The sequence below is a fragment of the Pelomonas sp. Root1217 genome, assembly GCF_001425705.1.
Lineage (GTDB): Bacteria > Pseudomonadota > Gammaproteobacteria > Burkholderiales > Burkholderiaceae_C > Pelomonas.
Window position 1 is genome coordinate 17,177 of the sequence record NZ_LMDC01000005.1, and the last position, 16,061, is coordinate 33,237.

Genomic DNA, 16,061 nt, shown 5'->3' on the forward strand with positions numbered 1-16,061 from the left:
ATCAATGCGTCTTGGTGACTTTGGCGAGGTTGGGCGGAACGTCAGGGTTGAAGCCGCGGGCTCGCGCCAGCGCCTCGACCATGGGATAAAAGCTCTGCGCCAGGGCGATGGGGTCCAGGTCCTCATTGCCCGTGGTCACCAGCGGCAGTTCGGCGCCGGGCGTGCCCTGCGGGGCGGCGAGCAGCACGCGCCCCCCGCGTGAACGCATCTCCTCGGCGATGGCCAGCAGGCCTGCCTGGGCCGGGCCGCGCGGCGCGAACACCAGCAGCGGATAGCCGTCCCGCACCAGCGCCATGGGGCCGTGCTTGACCTCGGCGCCCGAGAAGGCCTCGGCCTGGATGCCGCAGGTTTCCTTGAGCTTGAGCGCCGCTTCCATCGCAACGGCCAGGCCCGTGCCACGGCCGAGCACGAAGAGGCGCTCCTCGTTCTGCAGCACCGGCAACGCGGCGCTCCAGTCCAGCTTCGCGGCCTGCTCCAGCGCCGTCGGCAGCACGTTCAGTGCGGCGCGCAGGGCGTCGTCCTGCTGCCAGGCCGCGACGACGCGGGCACCTGCGACCAGCTGGGCGATATAGCTCTTGGTGGCGGCCACGCTCTTCTCAGGGCCCGCATGCAGCTCGAACACATGTTCCGCCGCGGCTGCGAGCGGCGAGCCGCTGGCATTGACGAAGGCCACCGTGCGTGCACCGCCTTCGCGAAAAAATTTCGTCGGCGCGATCAGGTCGGGGCTCTGGCCGGACTGCGAGAAGGCCATCGACAACAAGCCCTGGCAATGGATGCGGCTCTGGTAGAGCGTGATCAACGACATCGGCAGCGAGGTGACCAGCCGGCCCAGGCGCGCCATGACGAGATAGGCCAGGTAGTGGGCCGCATGGTCGGAGCTGCCGCGCGCAATCGTCAGCACGCTGGACGGGGGCTGTTCCTGCAGGGCCTGGCCCAGGCGGGCATAACTCAGCGGGTCGGCCGCCAGCTGGCGGGCCACCACGTCCGGCGCGCTCAGCGCCTCTTCAAGCATCAACGACGACATCGATCTCTTCACCTTCAACAAAGACGCGCCGCAGTTGCAGCGCTGTATCCATCACGACCACATCGGCCCAGGCGCCGGCGGCAAGGCGCCCGCGGTCGGGCAGGCCCAGGTACTCGGCCGCGGCGGTCGACACGCGCCGCGCGGCATCCATCAGGTCCAGGCCCAGCACCTGCACGAGATTGCGCAAGGCCTGGTCCATGGTCAGCGCACTGCCGGCCAGGGTGCCGTCGGCCAGGCGCACGCCGCCCAGGCATTTCTGCACCGTGTATTCGCCCAGGCGGTACTCGCCGTCGGGCATGCCGGCGGCGGCGGTCGAGTCGGTCACGCAGAACAGGCCCGGGATGCTGCGCAGCGCGACGCGGATGGCGCCGGGGTGCACATGCATGAGGTCAGGAATCAGCTCGGCATGCTCGCCATGCGCGAGCGCCGCGCCGACCATGCCGGGCTCGCGGTGGTGCAGGCCGGTCATGGCGTTGAAGAGGTGGGTGAAGCCGGCGGCGCCGGCCTGGAGGGCCGCCACGCCGTCGTCATAGCCGCCATTGCTGTGGCCGATCTGCACACGGATGCCGGCGTCGCGCAGCGGGCCGATCAGCGCCAGGTGGCCGGCCATCTCGGGCGCGATGGTCAGCACCTTGATGGGCGCGAATTCGTTGAGCCGCAGCACCTCTTCCAGCGTCGCGGGGATGGCATGCGCGGGCTGGGCACCGAGGCGATCAGGGCTGATGTAGGGGCCTTCAAGATGCACGCCGAGCACGCGCGCCGACTGGGGGCCGCGCTCCCGGCAGACCGGCCCGAGCGCTTTCAACGCGGCCTCGATCTCGCCGACCGGCGCTGTCATCGTCGTGGCCAGGAAGGCCGTCGTGCCGTGGCGCGCATGGCGACGCGCGATGGTCGCGATGGCGTCGCCGCCCTCCATGGTGTCGCGGCCACCGCCGCCGTGCACATGGGTGTCGACGAAGCCCGGCAGCAGGATGGGCCGGCCACCCTCGCCGGCACGGCACCCGTCGATGGGCGTACCGCTGACGGCTGTGATGCGGCCGTGGGCGATATCCAGATGGCCGGTGATCACGCCTTGCGGCGTGACGATGTCTCCCTCCAGCCGCATCAGTCGCGCCTCATTTCAGCGACGAAGTCGTAGTAGTCGCTGCGGCAGTAGGAATGCGTCAGCTCGACGGCCTGGCCGGACGACAGATAGCCGACCCGCGTGATGAACAGCACCGCGGCCCCTAACGGCACCTCCAGCAGACCGGCCAGCTTCGCGTCCGCGTTCAGCGCGCGGATGTGCTGCAGCGCGCGCACCGGGGCGCGCTCACCCAGATGCGTGTAGAGCGAGGCCTCGACCTTCTGCGGGTCGGGCAACACGGTCTGCGGCAGCACAGACACCTCGTAGGCCATGACGACCGAGTCGGCCAGGCGCAGCCGCTCCAGGCGAGCGACGCGCTCACCGCTCTTCAGCTCCAGCGACAGCTGCTCGTCGGGCGCGGCCGGCGTGAAGCCGCGCAGCAGCCAACGCGAGCTGGGCACGAAGCCGCGCTGGTGCAGCTCCTCCGAGAAGCTGGTCAGGCGGGTCAGCGGCTGCTCCAGCTTGGGCGCTATGTAGTTGCCCGAGCCGCGCTTGCGGATGATGAGCCCCTGCTCGACGAGACGGTCGATAGCCTTGCGCGCCGTGACGCGAGACAGCTCAAGCTGCTCGGCCAGCACACGCTCGCTCGGCAGGGCCTCATCGGCGTGGAAGACACCCTCGCGGATGGCCGTCGCCAGGCTCTGCGCGAGCTGCATATACAGCGGCGACGCCGCATTGGGATCAGGCTTGAAATTGAAGACGGCGCTCATGCGTTGTTCATTTCTTGTTGTTGAATCAACCAGAGCGCGCCGATGACCGGCTCGCCCTGAGGTTCGACACGGCGGGACTGCAAGGCCGGGCTGAGGCGCGGCGCAAGGCGCAGCGCGATGCTGCCGGCCAGGGCCAGCGGCAGGGTGGGATGGAGGGCGGCAGCAAGAGCGTCGAGCGCTCCCGCCGCCTGCGTCAGTAGCGCGCCGGCTGCAGCGTCGCTTTCTTCGTGGTCGAAGACCAGCGGCGCCAGGCTGGCATAGCCACCTTGGCCCGCCTGGGCACAGAAGCCCAGCATGGCTTCGCGCGTCGCGCCGGTCTGGCGCCAGACGGCCTGCACCAGCGGGCCGGCGGCGGCACGGCTGTCATAGGCTGCTTGCGCGAGCTTCATGGCCTGCTGCCCGAGCCAGGCACCGCTGCCCTCGTCGCCGATCTGCCAGCCCCAGCCACCCACCATGCGCCGGCTTCCGTCGGGCAGCAGCGCCTCGGCCACCGAGCCCGTGCCTGAAATCAGCAGTGCGCCGGGCTGGCCGCCATGGGCGCCCAGCAGGGCGACGAGGCCGTCGGTGACCAAACTGAAGCGGGCCACGCCGGGGTCGGCCGCGACAAAGGCGCGCAATTGCGCCGGCACGCCGGTGCCCGACAGGCCAAGGCCGATAGCGCAATCCTGCAGCATCAGACCGGGCACGTTGGCGCGGTCGATGGCCTCGGCGATATGGCGCCAGGCTTGCTCAGCGCCCTGGCCGAGGGCCGAAGCGCCGGCCTCACCGCGGCCGAGAACGTGCCCATGCGCATCGGCCACGACGGCCCGTGTGCTGGTGCCGCCGCCGTCGATGCCGATCCACCAGCGCGCAGCCCGGCCGGAGTCGTGTGAAGTCAGGAGGGAGGGATCGAGAACAGGCGGCATGGTCGACGGCATTCAGTCGATACCACTCTAATACCAACGAGCAGGCGCGTCAATTGGTTTCAAACTGGTCTACGGCCACTCGATTGGACTACGGATCAGCCCGAGTCAGAATGCGGCTTGCTCTCGGAATCGACAAGAATACCAGTGAGAAACCAACCCGATCCATCCGGATCCGCCGCCGTGTTCACCCTTCATCCTGCCGCCAGCGAGGCGTTGGCCGACCTGCTGGGCCGTATCGCCCGCGTCGCCCATCGCCACCCCGCCGCGGCCGACCGGCTGCTGGATGCGCTTAGCGTAAACGCTTTCACGGCGAGCGACACCGCTGTCGGCGTCGACGCGCTGTATGCGCGCTTCGGCCTGCTGGAACCACGCGGACGGGCGCTCGAACTGTTGCCGGCGCTGGAGCAGGCCGGCGCACTGGCCGCCGCCGGCCACTTCCCAGTGCAGGCCGCGCGTGTCTGTGAGGCGCTGGGCCGCATCGCCTATCAGCAGGGCGAGTACCAGCTCGCCAGCGAGCAGTGGTCGCGCGCACTGGACCTGTCGGAAGTCAGCGGCCATCTGCAGACCGGCGTGGCGGCGCGCATCGGCCTGGGTCAGATCCACTACGCCCAAGGCGGCTGGGCTCGCGGCCTGCGCCAGATGCGCGATGCCGGCGAGCAGCTGGCGCTGCTGAGCAAAGGCAGCGACGACAGCTATCTGGCTGCCAAGCTGGCGCTGAACATCGGCGTGGGCAGTTTCGAGACTGGCGACCTGCCGGCCGCAGAACGCCATTTCAGCCATGGGCTGGCGGCGGCGCGACGTGGCGGTCACCGGGTCTTCGAAGCCGAGGCGCATTGGCATCTGGCCCGCGCGGCCCTGGCCCGCCAGCGCATGGACTGGGCCGTGGCCGATTGCCGTCTGGCGCTGGACATTGCGGCTCGGCAAGGTTACCCGTGGCTGGAGGCCGCGGCCAGCCGCACCTGGACCGAGATCGCCCTGGCCCGCGGCGACAACGCCGCCGCCGTGCGCTCGACTCGTCATGGCTTGGCCCTGGCCCAGCGCATCCAGGCCCGTGCGCAGGCGCGTCAGGCGCATCTGCAGCTGGCCGAGCTGTTGCAGGCCGCGGGAGACGCGCCCGGCGCCCTGGACCATCTGTGGCAACACTTGGCCCTGCAGTCCGAGATCGAGCGGCTGAGCCTGCCTGCTCGCACGACCTTGGCCGCGCCACCTGCCGAAGAGGCCGGCACGCCGGTCACACCCGAGGAATTGCTGTTGCACCTGTGCGGCCAGCGCCAGCGCCTGGCCACGGTAACGCCGCCCGAGGCATTGGCTGAGCTGAAGGCGGCAAGCAGTCGCATCCTCGGGCTGGCCAGCGTGGTCCGTTGGCCGCTCGGCCAGGGCGGGCTGAGCAACGCCGAGCAGCCGCGCTACGTCGACCTGCTGAGCCGCCATGGCGCGCCACTCGCCCTGCCGGACGCGGCTTTGCATCCCTGCCATGCCGAGCTATCCGGCCTCCAAGGCGCCGCCGAGGCGCGCATCGAGGTTCCCCTGTATGACGGTGCTCAGTTGGCCGGCGCTCTGTGGCTGGTTGATGCCCGCGCGACGCGGGCCTGGACACGCCAGGAGCTGCTGATCGCCAGCCAGCTCGCGCTGCTGTTCGAGGCGGTGATCAGGGATTGACGCCACGCGGCGATGAGTGCGTTTGTCGAAGCGCATCACCGCCCTTTGCTGCACTGAACCCGGTCGCGTCATCGCCTTTTCACGCCGCGTCGTCACAGTGCGGCATCCGTGCACGCCACCTCTTCCGACGCTCATTCACTCTGCGCTGCACGCTCCGCCCTGCCGCGCGGCTTCGGCCTCGTCATCGGCGCGCAGTTCGCCTCGGCGCTGGCCGACAACGCGCTGCTCATCGTCGCCATCGCGCTGCTCGCGCAGCAAGGCTGGCCGCCGTGGTGGGCGCCGCTGCTGAAGTTTGGCTTCATGGCCGCCTATGTGCTGCTCGCGCCCTGGGTCGGGCCGCTGGCCGACGCCTTCGCCAAGGGCCGCGTGATGGCGGCCATGAACCTTGTGAAGATGCTCGGTCTGGCGCTGCTGGCCCTCGGCCTGCACCCGGTGGCGGCGCTGGCGGTGGTCGGGCTGGGCGCTGCAGCCTATGCGCCGGCCAAGTACGGGCTCATCACCGAGATGGCCGCACCCGATGCGCTGGTGAAGGCCAACGGCTGGATAGAGATCAGCGTCGTCTCCGCGGCGTTGCTGGGCGCCGTGCTGGGCGGCGCGCTGGTCAGCCCCCTGTGGCTGGCCTCGGGCACGGCCGACTTCTGGGATGGCCTGGACTTGCCGGCCGACAAGCTGACCGGCTCGCTCGCGGCCCTGCTCGTCATCTACGCGGTCAGCAGCCTGCTGAATGCCGGCATCGTGGATGGCGGACGGCGACAGCGCAGCGCTGCGCACGACCCGGCGACGCTATTGCGCGAATTCCGCGCCGCCAATTGCAAGCTGTGGCGCGACCACGAGGGTGGCTTGTCGCTGGCGGCGACGACGCTGTTCTGGGGCGTCGGTGCAACGTTGCAGTTCGCGGTACTGAGATGGGCTGGCGAGGCGCTTGCGCTGCCCTTGAGCCAGGCGGCCTATCTGCAGGCGGCCGTGGCAGTGGGCGTCATCGGCGGCGCGGCGGCCGCGGGGCGCTGGCTGGCGCTTCATCAGGCCCGGCACGGTTTGTGGGCCGGCGTCGCGCTGGGGCTGCTGATGCCGCTGGTGGCTCAGGTCAGCGAAGTGGCGACGGCGGCCGTCATGCTGGCCCTCGTCGGCGCCGTCGGTGGCGCGATGGTCGTGCCCTTGAACGCGCTGCTGCAGCATCGCGGCGCCACGCTGCTGAGTGCGGGGCGGTCGGTCGCCGTGCAGGGGTTCAACGAGAACCTGAGCGTGCTGGCGATGCTCGCCGCTTATGCCAGTTGCGAAGCCACGGGCGTGCCGGTTCGCTGGACGCTGAGCGGGTTGGGCATCCTGGTTGCGATCACCATCGCGGCACTCATCCGGTTGGCGTCGCGCCAGCGAGCCTAGCAGGGCTGCATCAGGCCAGGGCCTGCAGGCCCGCCAACCCGAAGGTCGGCTCGGCGCGCGCGATCGCGACTTCGAGCACCGATTCGAAGCGCGCCGTGATATCGGCCCAATCCAGGCGGCGTGCCGTTGTCCGCGCAGCGTTGGCTACCACGCGGCGGGTATTCCCATCCATCGCAGCCACGCGCGCCGCGGCGACGAAGGCCTCGTCCTGACCCTGGCCTGCCAGCCAGCCATTCACGCCGCTACGGATCAGTTCACCCGCCGCAGCGCTCTCGAAGGCGATGACTGCGCAACCGCTGGCCATCGCTTCCGTCGTCACGTTGCCGAAGGTCTCGGTCAGACTGGCGAACAGGAAGAGGTCCAGCCCAGCGTAGTGCGCCGCGAGGTCATCGCCGCTGCGCTGACCCGCGAACACAGCATCAGGCGCTCGCAAGGCCAGCTCGGCTCGCATCGGGCCATCGCCGACAAACACGAGCCGCGCCCGCGGCTGCGCCGCCTTGACCGCCTCGTAGGCGGCCAGCACGGCGCCAAGGTTCTTCTCCGGAGCCAGGCGGCCGACATAGCCCATGACCAGGTCGTCAGGGCCGGCGCCCCAGCTTTCCCGCATTGCGGCGCTGCGCCGCGCCGGGTCGAAGCGTTGCGCGTCGACCCCGCGGCCGACCACCGACAGTCTCTCGAAGCCGCGTTCGGCGAGCAGCACACGCATGGCTTCGGTAGGCACCATGGTGGCATCGCAGCGGTTATGAAATTTGCGCAGGTAGCCCATGATGGGCTTGGACAGCAGGCCCAGTCGGTAGTGCTTGCCGTAGGCGTGGAAGTTGGTGCGGTAGTCCGACGTGACGGGCAGCGACAGGTGTTGGGCCGCCTGGAGTGCCGACCAACCGAGCGGCCCTTCGGTCGCGATGTGAACCACGTCGGGGCGGCGCAGCGACCACAGCTTCACGAGGCTGCGCTTGCTGGGCACGCCCATGCGCAGGTTGGGATAAAGCGGCACGGGCAAGCCCTTGGTCAGCACCTCGTCGACCGCGGGCTTGCCGGTAGGCTGCGTGCCCAGCCGGGCTGGCTGGCGCGGGCGGATGAGCTGCACATCATGGTTGCGGCTGTTCAGGCCGTCCACGACGCGAGCCATTGACATGGCGACGCCGTTGACCTCCGGCGGATAGGTCTCGGTGACGACCGCAAGACGGCGCGAATGGCGCGGCGCGGGCAGGTCGTCGACCAGGATGTCGTCGGCGTCGGTTGCGGTTTTCATGAGCGCATGGTCGGCAGCGTTTGCAACAGCACGATGACAACCCGACCGTCACGCCGATTTCACGCAAGCAGACCACCATCGCGGCGCTTGCCACCCAACACGAGGACGGGACGTGAACGAATTCTTTCAAACCTTGAAGACCCAGCGCTGGGACGACCATCGCTACTACCACCACAGCCGCATCAACCAGAGCCTGCACTTGATCAGCGCGCTGAGCTTCCTGGTGTCGTATGTGCTGTTGTTCGTGAACCCTGCGTGGTCGGCGCTGCTGGCCTGGTGCGTGTCGATGACGACGCGCCAGGCGGGTCACTTCTTCTTCGAGCCGCGCGGTTACGACCATGTCAACCAGGCCACAGACGAGTACAAGGAAGAGATCAAGATTGGCTACAACATCCGCCGCAAGATCGTGCTGATGTCGGTGTGGGTGGCGCTGCCGCTGGTGCTGTGGTTGTCGCCGTCGCTCGGCGGCCTGATCCAACCTGCCGTGGGCCTGCAGGGCTTCATCGAAGACGTCGGCATGGCCTGGTTCTGCCTCGGCGTGACCGGCCTCGTGTTCCGCGTCGTGCAACTGTGGATCACACAGAACCTGGTGCAGGGCTTCGCCTGGGGCTTCAAGATCATCACCGATCCTTTCCATGACGTACTGCTCTACTGGAAGGCACCGCTGCACCTGTTGCGCGGGCAGTTGATCGATCCGATGGACCACGTGGGCCAGCAGGCGCATTGAGCTGATGGACGAGACCCTCACTCTTTCGGCACTGGCCTTGGGCGTGCTCGCGCTGTTGCCGGCGGTCAAACGGCGCATTGAGCTGTCGCGGGCCAAGCACCGCTCACTGGCCGGGCATTCGCGCATGGCCAAGCGCTTGGCGCGCTGGGTGCCAGGCTATGCCTATGACGAGGCGCAGTTTTTCGCCGCTGACGGCGCACCGACGGACGTCGCCGCTCAGCGACGCGCCGCGCTTCAGCGCCTTGGTGCCGAGTTCGACCGCCGCTTTGCCAAGACGCTCGCGGCCACAGAGCAGGCGCGCGAGACCATCGCCGACCTGCGCTTCACCGGCCGCTACCGCGTGCCCTTCCAGTTCAGCCCGGTGCTGCGCGAGCACTTGAAGGTCGGCGCATTCCTGCAGCACAGCGAAGGTGTGCAGGTCGAGGACCTCGACGGCAACCGGTTCTTCGACCTGACCGGCTCCTACGGCGTCAACGTGCTGGGCTACGACGCCTACAAGGAATGCATCGCCGAGGCAGCGGCAACCGTGAGCGAACTGGGCCCGGTGCTCGGCGCCTACCACCCCGGCGTGCTTGAGGCGCTGTCGCGGCTGAAGGCGATCTCGGGCCATGAGGAGGTCAGCTTTCACATGTCCGGCACGGAAGCCGTCATGCAGGCCGCGCGGCTGGCGCGCTATCACACCAAGCGAAAGCGCCTGGTGCGCTTTGCCGGGGCTTACCACGGCTGGTGGGAAGACGTTCAGCCCGGTCCCGGCAACCCGCTGCCGCCACGCGAGACTTTCACGCTGCAGGACATGGCCGAGCGCTCACTGAAAGTGCTGGCCACCCGGCGCGACATCGCCTGCGTGCTCGTCAATCCGTTGCAGGCGCTGCATCCGAACGCAAACGCACCCGGCGACTCGGCGCTCATCGACGGCAGCCGCCGCGCCAGCTACGACCGCGAGGCCTACACGGCTTGGTTGAAGCGGCTTCGCGAGGTCTGCACCGCGCGTGGCATCGTGCTGATCTTCGATGAGGTCTTCGTCGGCTTCCGCCTGGCGCCCGGTGGGGCGCAGGAGTACTTCGGCGTGAAGGCCGACCTCGTTACCTACGGCAAGACGCTGGGTGGCGGCCTGCCGGTCGGCGTCGTCTGTGGCAGTCGCGCGCTGATGACGCGCTACCGCGAGGACCGCCCCGCCGACATCTGCTTTGCGCGCGGCACCTTCAACGCCCACCCCTATGTAGTGGCGGCGATGGCTTCCTTCCTGAAGCGCATCGAGCGCCCCGAGGTGAAGGCCTTATACGACGGCCTCGACGCACGCTGGAACGCGCGCTGCGCCCAGTTCAACGCCCGCCTGCAGGCGGCCGGCGCGCCGGTGTGCATGGCCAATCTGTCGACGATCTGGACCGTGATGTACGACCAGCCCGGCCGCTACCACTGGATGCTGCAGTTCTATCTGCGCAAGCACGGCCTGGCGCTGAGCTGGGTGGGCACGGGCCGGTTGATCTTCAGCTTGAACTATGGCGATGCCGAATTCGCCGAGGTCATGGACTGCTTCGTCGCCGCCTGCGACGAAATGCGCGCCGACGGCTGGTGGTGGACCGCGCCCGAGCTCACGGCCAAGGCCATCCGCCGCAGCGTGTTCCGAGAAATGCTGGGCCAGAAGTTCTGATGAAAAACCACGAAGCATCGCCCGCGCTGGACGGCGGGATGAACGAACGCGGCCGGCCCCGACCGAGCTGGTTCAAGCGGCTGGTGGCGCAGGAGGACTTGAACTTCCTGCTGACCAACCGAGTGCCGCGCATCGCACTGACGAAGCTGATGGGCCGCTTCTCGCGCATCGAGAGCCCGCGGCTGACGAAGCTGACGATTGCTGTATGGCGGTGGTTCATTCCGCTGGATCTGAGCGAGGCCAAGCACACCGACTTCCGCTCGCTGAAGGACTGCTTCACGCGTGAACTCAAGGCCGGCTCGCGCGTGTTCGACGCGCGGCAGGACGTGTTCGCGAGCCCCAGCGACGCGATCATTGGCGCTACCGGTGTTGTGGAGCGCGGCATGGTCTACCAAGCCAAGGGCTTCCCGTACGCTACGGAGGAACTGTTCGGCCCGACGCAGGACGCCAGCGCCTTCGAGGACGGCCGCTTCGTCACGCTGCGGCTGACGTCGGCGATGTACCACCGCTTCCATGCACCGGCTGATGGCACGGTAGAGCATGTGACCTACCTCAGCGGTGACACCTGGAACGTGAACCCGGTGGCGCTGAAGCGCGTGGAGCGGCTGTTCTGCCGCAATGAGCGCGCCGTGGTGCGCATGACGCTCTCAAGCGGCCATCCGATCGCGCTGGTGCCAGTCGCGGCCATCCTGGTGGCCAGCATCCGCCTGCACTTCCTCGACGTGCTGCTGCATCTCGGCCGCAAAGGCGCGAACGAGATGCCCTGCTTGGCGCCGCACGTGAAAGGCCAGGAAATGGGCTGGTTCGAGCACGGCTCGACCATCATCGTCTTCGTGCCCCAGGGGTTCGAGCTGGCAGAGGGCATTGCGCCCGGCGTGCAGATCCGCGCCGGTCAGGCACTGCTCAGACTGAGCTGACGGTGTCTGGTGCCGCAGCCTTCGCGGTCGCCGGCACTGGCAGCACCACGGGCGCGGACTTGGGCGCCGGCAGCATACCCATACCCGGCAGCGCCGCTTCGTCGCCTCGGTCGATGATCTCGAGGCGGCCGTCGAAATGCTCAACGAGGGCCGTCAGGCTTTCCACCCAGTCGCCGTCGTTGCAGTAGAGGATGCCGTCGATCTCGCGGATCTCGGCATGGTGGATATGGCCGCAGACGACCCCGTGCGCGCCACGCTTGCGGGCCTCGCGCGCGACGGCGTTCTCGAACTCGTTGATATAGCTGACCGCGCGCTTGACCTTGTGCTTCAGGTAGCGCGACAGGCTCCAGTACGGCAGGCCACACTTGGCGCGGATGCGGTTGAACCAACGGTTGACCTTGAGCGTGAACTCATAGGCCAGGTCGCCAGCGATGGCCAACCACCGCGCGCATTGGATGACGCCGTCATACAGATCGCCATGCGTGACCCACAACCGCTTGCCATCTGCCGTCACATGCATGGCCTCCTCCATCACGTCGACGCCGCCGAAGTTGTGCGCGAGGTATTTGCGCGCGAACTCGTCATGGTTGCCGGGGATGAAGATGACCCGCGTGCCCTTGCGCGCCTTGCGCAACAGTTTCTGTACGACGTCGTTGTGTGCCTGCGGCCAGTACCAGGAGCGGCGCAGCTGCCAGCCATCGATGATGTCGCCCACGAGGTAGAGCGTCTCGCAGTCGACGTCACGCAGGAAGTCGAGCAAGGCCTTGGCCTGGCAGCCGGGGGTGCCCAGATGCAGGTCAGAGATCCAGACGGTTCGCACCGACAGCGTGGGCGTGTCGGCGGCAGCTGAGTCTTGCGTCGTCGGCATGGGCATGCATGCTGCCCGCCACTCATGACGCGACCGTGAACGTGTGGCTCAGCTCATACCCTTGAGCGGACTGCTGCCCAGCCAACGATCGATCTGGACCTGGCGGTCATTGCTCCAGAAGGGTTCGCCGTCCCCGATGAGATGAGGCGCGCCGACACGCCGGCGGCGATGGCCGCGTCGTTCTCGGCCTTGAGGCGATTCTTCCAGGCCGGGTCGCTCCGGGCGGCTTCGGCATCGATGCCGGAATCGGCCAGCTGCCCCTTCAGCGCCTCGAGCGCGTGAAATAGGCGCGCACAGCCCACGTGCGCCCAGTCGACAGCGTGGGCAGAGTCCTGATCATCAGGCGGTAGGGCAGGCCGCGAAGCGGGCCGAACGTCCGAAGTCGCGCAGCGTGTAGTCGCGCTTCATCGGTGGCCACGGGCGACTTCAGCTCCACGGCCTGGCAGCTCAGTAAGCGTGGCCTGACGGCCCTCTTGACGGAAGCGCAGTAGCTCAGATATCGAGCACGTGGCGCAGCAACCCGAAGCCCACGCGCCACTTGGTGCCGTCACCCGGATCGATGCTGGCGGTGCGCTCGTTGATGCGTATGATGGTGCCGACGACTGTGTTGAGGTACTTGTCCTCGAAGGCCACCTTCTCGCCGCAGCGGAAGTCGTTGCGCGTGGGTCGAGGTGCTGTGGGCGCCGGCGCGGTTTCGGCCTGTCGCGCCGCGGCGTTCGGCGCCGGCGGCTCGATGGCCGCATAGGGCAGCTTCCACTCGCGGCGCTCGCGCAGGTCTTGCAGCGTGACCTGGGCGTCGCGCAGGGCCACGACCTTGCCTTCACGCAGGCTGCCATCGCGCCAGTCGAGGAAGCGCACCGTCTGGCCCAGGTGCATGTCCTTGCGGACCGCGATGATGCGTCGCGGGTCGGCCAGCAGTCGCTCGATCAGCGTGCTGAGCTGGAACAACTCCAGGCTGCTGGCCTGGTGAAGGACGTCCAGCAGCCGTGGATCAAGGCTCGGCCCGCTCATGCCGCCGCGCGCACTTCTTCGTCGGCGTCCTGGCTGGCGATGTTCCAGGGCAGCAGCTCGTCGATCCGGTTCACCGGATGGTCGGCAATGCGCAGCAGCACGTCGCGCAGGTAGGCCTCGGGGTCGAGCCCGTTGAGCTTGGCGGTCTCGATCAAGCTGTACATCGACGCCGCGCGTTCGCCGCCCGCGTTCGAGCCCATGAACAGGTAGTTGCCGCGCCCAAGCGCCACGCCTCGCAACGCGCGCTCTGCGGCCGAGTTGTCGATCTCGATCCGGCCGTCGCCCACGTAGCGCGTCAACGCCTTCCAGCGCGCCAGGCTTTAGCGGGCCGCCTTGCCCAACTCCGACTTCGTCGACACCTGGGTCAGCACGCCCTGCAGCCAGAGCTGGAACTTCTCTAACAACGGGCCGGCCCGGGCCTGCCGCTGCTGGCGTCGCACCTCGGGTGGACTGCCGCGGATGTCCGCCTCGACGGCATACAACCCCTGGATGTGGCACAGCGCCTGCGCCGCCAGTCCGGTGTCGTCGCGGTGCTGTTCGTACAGGTCCCACCACGGCCGTCGCGCGTGAGCCCAGCATGCCGCTTCGACCACGTGGCCACGGTCGTAGAGCGCGTTCCAGCCACCGTAGGCATCAGCCTGCAGGATGCCTCGGAAGTCGCGCAGATGGCGCTGCGGGTGCTCGCCCTTGCGGTCGGCCGAGTAGCGGAACCAGACGGCCGGCGGCGCGCTGTCGCCCGAGGGCCGGTCGTCGCGCACATAGACCCACAGCCTGCCGGTGCGGGTCTTGCCTTCGCCTGGCGCCAGTACCTTGACCGGCGTGTCGTCTGCGTGCACCTTGGCCGCGTGCAGGACGTGCCGGCCCAGCGCCGCAAGCAAGGGGTCGAACAAGGTGTGAACCTGCTCCACCCAGCCGGCCATCGTGCTGGGGTCGATCTCGACGCCTTCGCGGGCATAGGCACGGCTCTGGCGGTGCAGCGGTGAGTGATCGCAATACTTGGACACCGCCACGTGGGCCAGCAGCGCAGGCCCTGCCAGGCCTCGCGTGATCGGCCGGCTCGGCGCGCTGGCCTGGAAGATGGCTTCGCACTTCGTGCAAGCCAGCTTGGGCCTGACGGTGCGGATGACCTTGAAGCGCGCCGGCACGTACTCCAGGTGCTCCGAGACGTCGGCGCCGATGCTGCGCAGGCGGCCCCCGCAGGCGGTGCAGCCGCAGGACTGGCCAGCGGCGTCGTGATGCGCGGCGCTGGTGTCAGGACGAATCTCGCGCTGCTCGCGCGGCAGGTGCTCGGGCGGGCTGCGGTCGACGCTGCCGGCATTGGCGGCCGGCGTCTTGGGCTTGCGCACGGGCAGCTGCTCCAACGCCACCGGCTCGATGAGGCTGGCCTGCAGATCGAATCGCTCGCTGGAGACTCCGAATTGCGCGCGCACTCGGCGTGCCAGTTGCAGCTTGAGCTTGTCGACCATCAGCTTGAGCCGCTGCACCTCGCTGGCGCTGACGCGCAGTTGCTGCTTGAGCAGCTGCGCGTCGTCGGGCAGTTGGCTGATCGGGTCGGTGTCTTGCGGCACGGACCTCAGTGTGCGACAGGGTCAGCGCGCGTGCATTGGGATCACTCCCGAGAAGACACTGCCTACGCAGCCAACTGAGGTGAGGTCGTGCGAGTCGGCATGCGCCAGTCGATGCCTTCCAGCAGCATCGACAGCTGTGCGGCGGACAGTGCCACGCGACCGTCAACGGCCTGCGGCCAGACGAAGCGACCGCGCTCCAGGCGCTTGGCCAGCAGCATCAATCCTTGGCCGTCGAACCACAGCACCTTGATGATGTCGCCGCGCCGACCCCGGAAGACGAACACATGGCCGTCGAACTGATTCGACGCCAGTGCCGTCTGCACCACGGCGGCCAAGCCGTCGAAGCCCTTCCTCATGTCGGCGTGGCCGGCGACGAGCCACACGCGCGTGCCCGATGGCAGGCCGATCATGCGAGGCTGCGCAACGCAGAGAGCAGCGCCACAAGACTCTCCTGGTCGACGGCGCCTCGCAGTCGCAGCCGGGCACCGGCGAAGTCAAGTTCTATGCTGCCGGCGGTGGTGCGGGTCGCGCACGATGTGGGCACGGGAGGTGCCGACACGCGTCGCTCGGCGTGGCCGAGGCGAGCGTGATCGGCAGCAGCTGCGGCGCCGACGCTTGCACAGGTCCTGAGCCAGAGGCCTCGACAGCGAGATGTTCACGGCGCCACTTGAACACCAGGTCGGCGTTGATGCCATGCGCCATCGCGATGCTGGAGACCGACGCGCCGGGCAGCAGGTATTGCCGGACAAGCTCGCGCTTGAGCTCGGGGCTGTGGTCGCGCCGGCGGCGCCTTGAGGGAGTGTCTTGATCGGCCATGGTGTGCGCTTGCGATGCCTGATGCACACCATCTCGGGCGCGCAGGATCAGCCGATCTTGCTCACGACATCACCGCCACGCCAGGGGGCCGTGAGGCCACGCTTACCTCCTTCGCTGCACAACCGCCGGATCTACGCCGCCTGACCTTTGATCACGAGAGCTTCGCGGTCTTTGGCCCGCTCGCCCTGGTCGGCACCGCCTTCTATCCGGTTCTTGTCCATCGGCTCGCAGCTTCGCTCCACGCTTCCTCCCCACACTCGGTCGCCCTCATGCAGTTGCGCTTCGCTTCGTTCGTCGTGACCAACTTACGGCGGGACTTGCACCCGCAAGAGTGCGCCCATGCTGGGCGCACCAAAAGCAAAACCCCTCTCAGCCGAGGCTGGAGGGGTTTTGAGGGGTAAATAGCCTGACGATGACCTACTTTCACACGGGAATCCGCACTATCATCGG

The 16,061-nt window shown here is 68.2% G+C and carries 14 protein-coding genes and 1 pseudogene; 5 read left to right on the top strand and 10 right to left on the bottom strand.

The features are described 5' to 3' along the window. Position 1: 1 nt before the first annotated feature. The 4 genes from ASC95_RS08310 to ASC95_RS08325 are packed head-to-tail and all read right to left on the bottom strand — an operon-like array spanning position 2 to position 3,762. Positions 2-1,024 (bottom strand): SIS domain-containing protein, encoded by a 1,023-nt coding sequence (locus ASC95_RS08310; protein ID WP_200960103.1) that lies wholly within the window; start codon positions 1,022-1,024, stop codon positions 2-4. Beyond that, a complete protein-coding gene (nagA, locus tag ASC95_RS08315) occupies positions 1,005-2,129 on the bottom strand; it encodes an N-acetylglucosamine-6-phosphate deacetylase (RefSeq protein WP_057297292.1) in 1,125 nt (374 codons plus the stop codon). The genes ASC95_RS08310 and nagA overlap by 20 nt, the downstream gene beginning before the upstream one ends. Then, positions 2,129-2,857, bottom strand: coding sequence for a GntR family transcriptional regulator (locus tag ASC95_RS08320; protein ID WP_057297293.1), 729 nt, complete (start codon positions 2,855-2,857; stop codon positions 2,129-2,131). The genes nagA and ASC95_RS08320 overlap by 1 nt, the downstream gene beginning before the upstream one ends. Continuing rightward, complete coding sequence (locus ASC95_RS08325) at positions 2,854-3,762, bottom strand: BadF/BadG/BcrA/BcrD ATPase family protein (RefSeq protein ID WP_057297294.1); 909 nt, start codon at positions 3,760-3,762, stop codon at positions 2,854-2,856. The genes ASC95_RS08320 and ASC95_RS08325 overlap by 4 nt, the downstream gene beginning before the upstream one ends. A 180-nt stretch (positions 3,763-3,942) precedes the next feature. On the opposite strand from ASC95_RS08325, the gene ASC95_RS08330 reads away from it, so the two are divergent. Next, positions 3,943-5,421, top strand: a complete 1,479-nt coding sequence (locus tag ASC95_RS08330; RefSeq protein ID WP_057297295.1) for a GAF domain-containing protein — start codon at positions 3,943-3,945, stop codon at positions 5,419-5,421. Positions 5,422-5,529: 108 nt separating this feature from the next. After that, the gene (gene lplT / locus ASC95_RS08335; RefSeq protein WP_235537821.1) at positions 5,530-6,801 is read left to right on the top strand and encodes a lysophospholipid transporter LplT; all 1,272 of its coding nucleotides are present in this window, start codon (positions 5,530-5,532) and stop codon (positions 6,799-6,801) included. A gap of 10 nt (positions 6,802-6,811) precedes the next feature. Here lplT and ASC95_RS08340 read toward each other — a convergent pair whose 3' ends face one another. After that, positions 6,812-8,053 carry a glycosyltransferase family 1 protein gene (locus tag ASC95_RS08340; RefSeq protein ID WP_057297296.1) on the bottom strand — a complete coding sequence of 414 codons (1,242 nt, stop codon included), beginning with the start codon at positions 8,051-8,053 and terminating at the stop codon, positions 6,812-6,814. A 112-nt stretch (positions 8,054-8,165) separates the two neighbouring features. Between ASC95_RS08340 and ASC95_RS08345 the strand changes: the two genes are divergently transcribed. The 3 genes from ASC95_RS08345 to asd all read left to right on the top strand — a co-directional run bounded on the left by ASC95_RS08345 (position 8,166) and on the right by asd (position 11,348). Then, positions 8,166-8,780: an Mpo1-like protein gene (locus ASC95_RS08345; protein ID WP_057297297.1), complete on the top strand. Its 615-nt coding sequence runs from the start codon at positions 8,166-8,168 to the stop codon at positions 8,778-8,780. A 124-nt stretch (positions 8,781-8,904) separates the two neighbouring features. Continuing rightward, a complete protein-coding gene (locus ASC95_RS08350; protein ID WP_369820595.1) occupies positions 8,905-10,431 on the top strand; it encodes an aminotransferase class III-fold pyridoxal phosphate-dependent enzyme in 1,527 nt (508 codons plus the stop codon). Continuing rightward, complete coding sequence (asd, locus tag ASC95_RS08355) at positions 10,431-11,348, top strand: archaetidylserine decarboxylase (protein WP_235537823.1); 918 nt, start codon at positions 10,431-10,433, stop codon at positions 11,346-11,348. The genes ASC95_RS08350 and asd overlap by 1 nt, the downstream gene beginning before the upstream one ends. On the opposite strand, the gene ASC95_RS08360 is transcribed toward asd, so the two are convergent. From ASC95_RS08360 to ASC95_RS29820, 5 genes and pseudogenes are all read right to left on the bottom strand, one after another. Then, on the bottom strand, positions 11,335-12,216 hold the full coding sequence (locus ASC95_RS08360; RefSeq protein ID WP_235537825.1) for a UDP-2,3-diacylglucosamine diphosphatase: 882 nt from the start codon (positions 12,214-12,216) through the stop codon (positions 11,335-11,337). The genes asd and ASC95_RS08360 overlap by 14 nt on opposite strands. A 492-nt stretch (positions 12,217-12,708) precedes the next feature. Continuing rightward, entirely contained in the window at positions 12,709-13,227 is a 519-nt protein-coding gene (locus ASC95_RS08365; RefSeq protein WP_057297299.1) for a hypothetical protein, read from the bottom strand. Beyond that, positions 13,224-14,795, bottom strand: a pseudogene (locus ASC95_RS08370) (IS66 family transposase). The gene ASC95_RS08365 and the pseudogene ASC95_RS08370 overlap by 4 nt, the downstream one beginning before the upstream one ends. A gap of 62 nt (positions 14,796-14,857) precedes the next feature. Then, positions 14,858-15,205, bottom strand: a complete 348-nt coding sequence (gene tnpB / locus ASC95_RS08375) for an IS66 family insertion sequence element accessory protein TnpB (protein ID WP_057297300.1) — start codon at positions 15,203-15,205, stop codon at positions 14,858-14,860. 91 nt (positions 15,206-15,296) lie between these two features. Further along, positions 15,297-15,611, bottom strand: coding sequence for a transposase (locus tag ASC95_RS29820; RefSeq protein WP_082567618.1), 315 nt, complete (start codon positions 15,609-15,611; stop codon positions 15,297-15,299). Positions 15,612-16,061: the final 450 nt, after the last annotated feature.

What these genes read in the sequence shown, in the direction of transcription:
- ASC95_RS08310 (WP_200960103.1), bottom strand. Translation starts at nt 1,024, where the DNA reads ATGTCGTCGTTGATGCTTGAAGAGGCGCTGAGCGCGCCGGACGTGGTG.
- nagA (WP_057297292.1), bottom strand. Translation starts at nt 2,129, where the DNA reads ATGCGGCTGGAGGGAGACATCGTCACGCCGCAAGGCGTGATCACCGGC.
- ASC95_RS08320 (WP_057297293.1), bottom strand. Translation starts at nt 2,857, where the DNA reads ATGAGCGCCGTCTTCAATTTCAAGCCTGATCCCAATGCGGCGTCGCCG.
- ASC95_RS08325 (WP_057297294.1), bottom strand. Translation starts at nt 3,762, where the DNA reads ATGCCGCCTGTTCTCGATCCCTCCCTCCTGACTTCACACGACTCCGGC.
- ASC95_RS08340 (WP_057297296.1), bottom strand. Translation starts at nt 8,053, where the DNA reads ATGAAAACCGCAACCGACGCCGACGACATCCTGGTCGACGACCTGCCC.
- ASC95_RS08350 (WP_369820595.1), top strand. Translation starts at nt 8,905, where the DNA reads ATGGCCAAGCGCTTGGCGCGCTGGGTGCCAGGCTATGCCTATGACGAG.
- asd (WP_235537823.1), top strand. Translation starts at nt 10,431, where the DNA reads ATGAAAAACCACGAAGCATCGCCCGCGCTGGACGGCGGGATGAACGAA.
- ASC95_RS08360 (WP_235537825.1), bottom strand. Translation starts at nt 12,216, where the DNA reads ATGCCGACGACGCAAGACTCAGCTGCCGCCGACACGCCCACGCTGTCG.
- ASC95_RS08365 (WP_057297299.1), bottom strand. Translation starts at nt 13,227, where the DNA reads ATGAGCGGGCCGAGCCTTGATCCACGGCTGCTGGACGTCCTTCACCAG.
- tnpB (WP_057297300.1), bottom strand. Translation starts at nt 15,205, where the DNA reads ATGATCGGCCTGCCATCGGGCACGCGCGTGTGGCTCGTCGCCGGCCAC.
- ASC95_RS29820 (WP_082567618.1), bottom strand. Translation starts at nt 15,611, where the DNA reads ATGGCCGATCAAGACACTCCCTCAAGGCGCCGCCGGCGCGACCACAGC.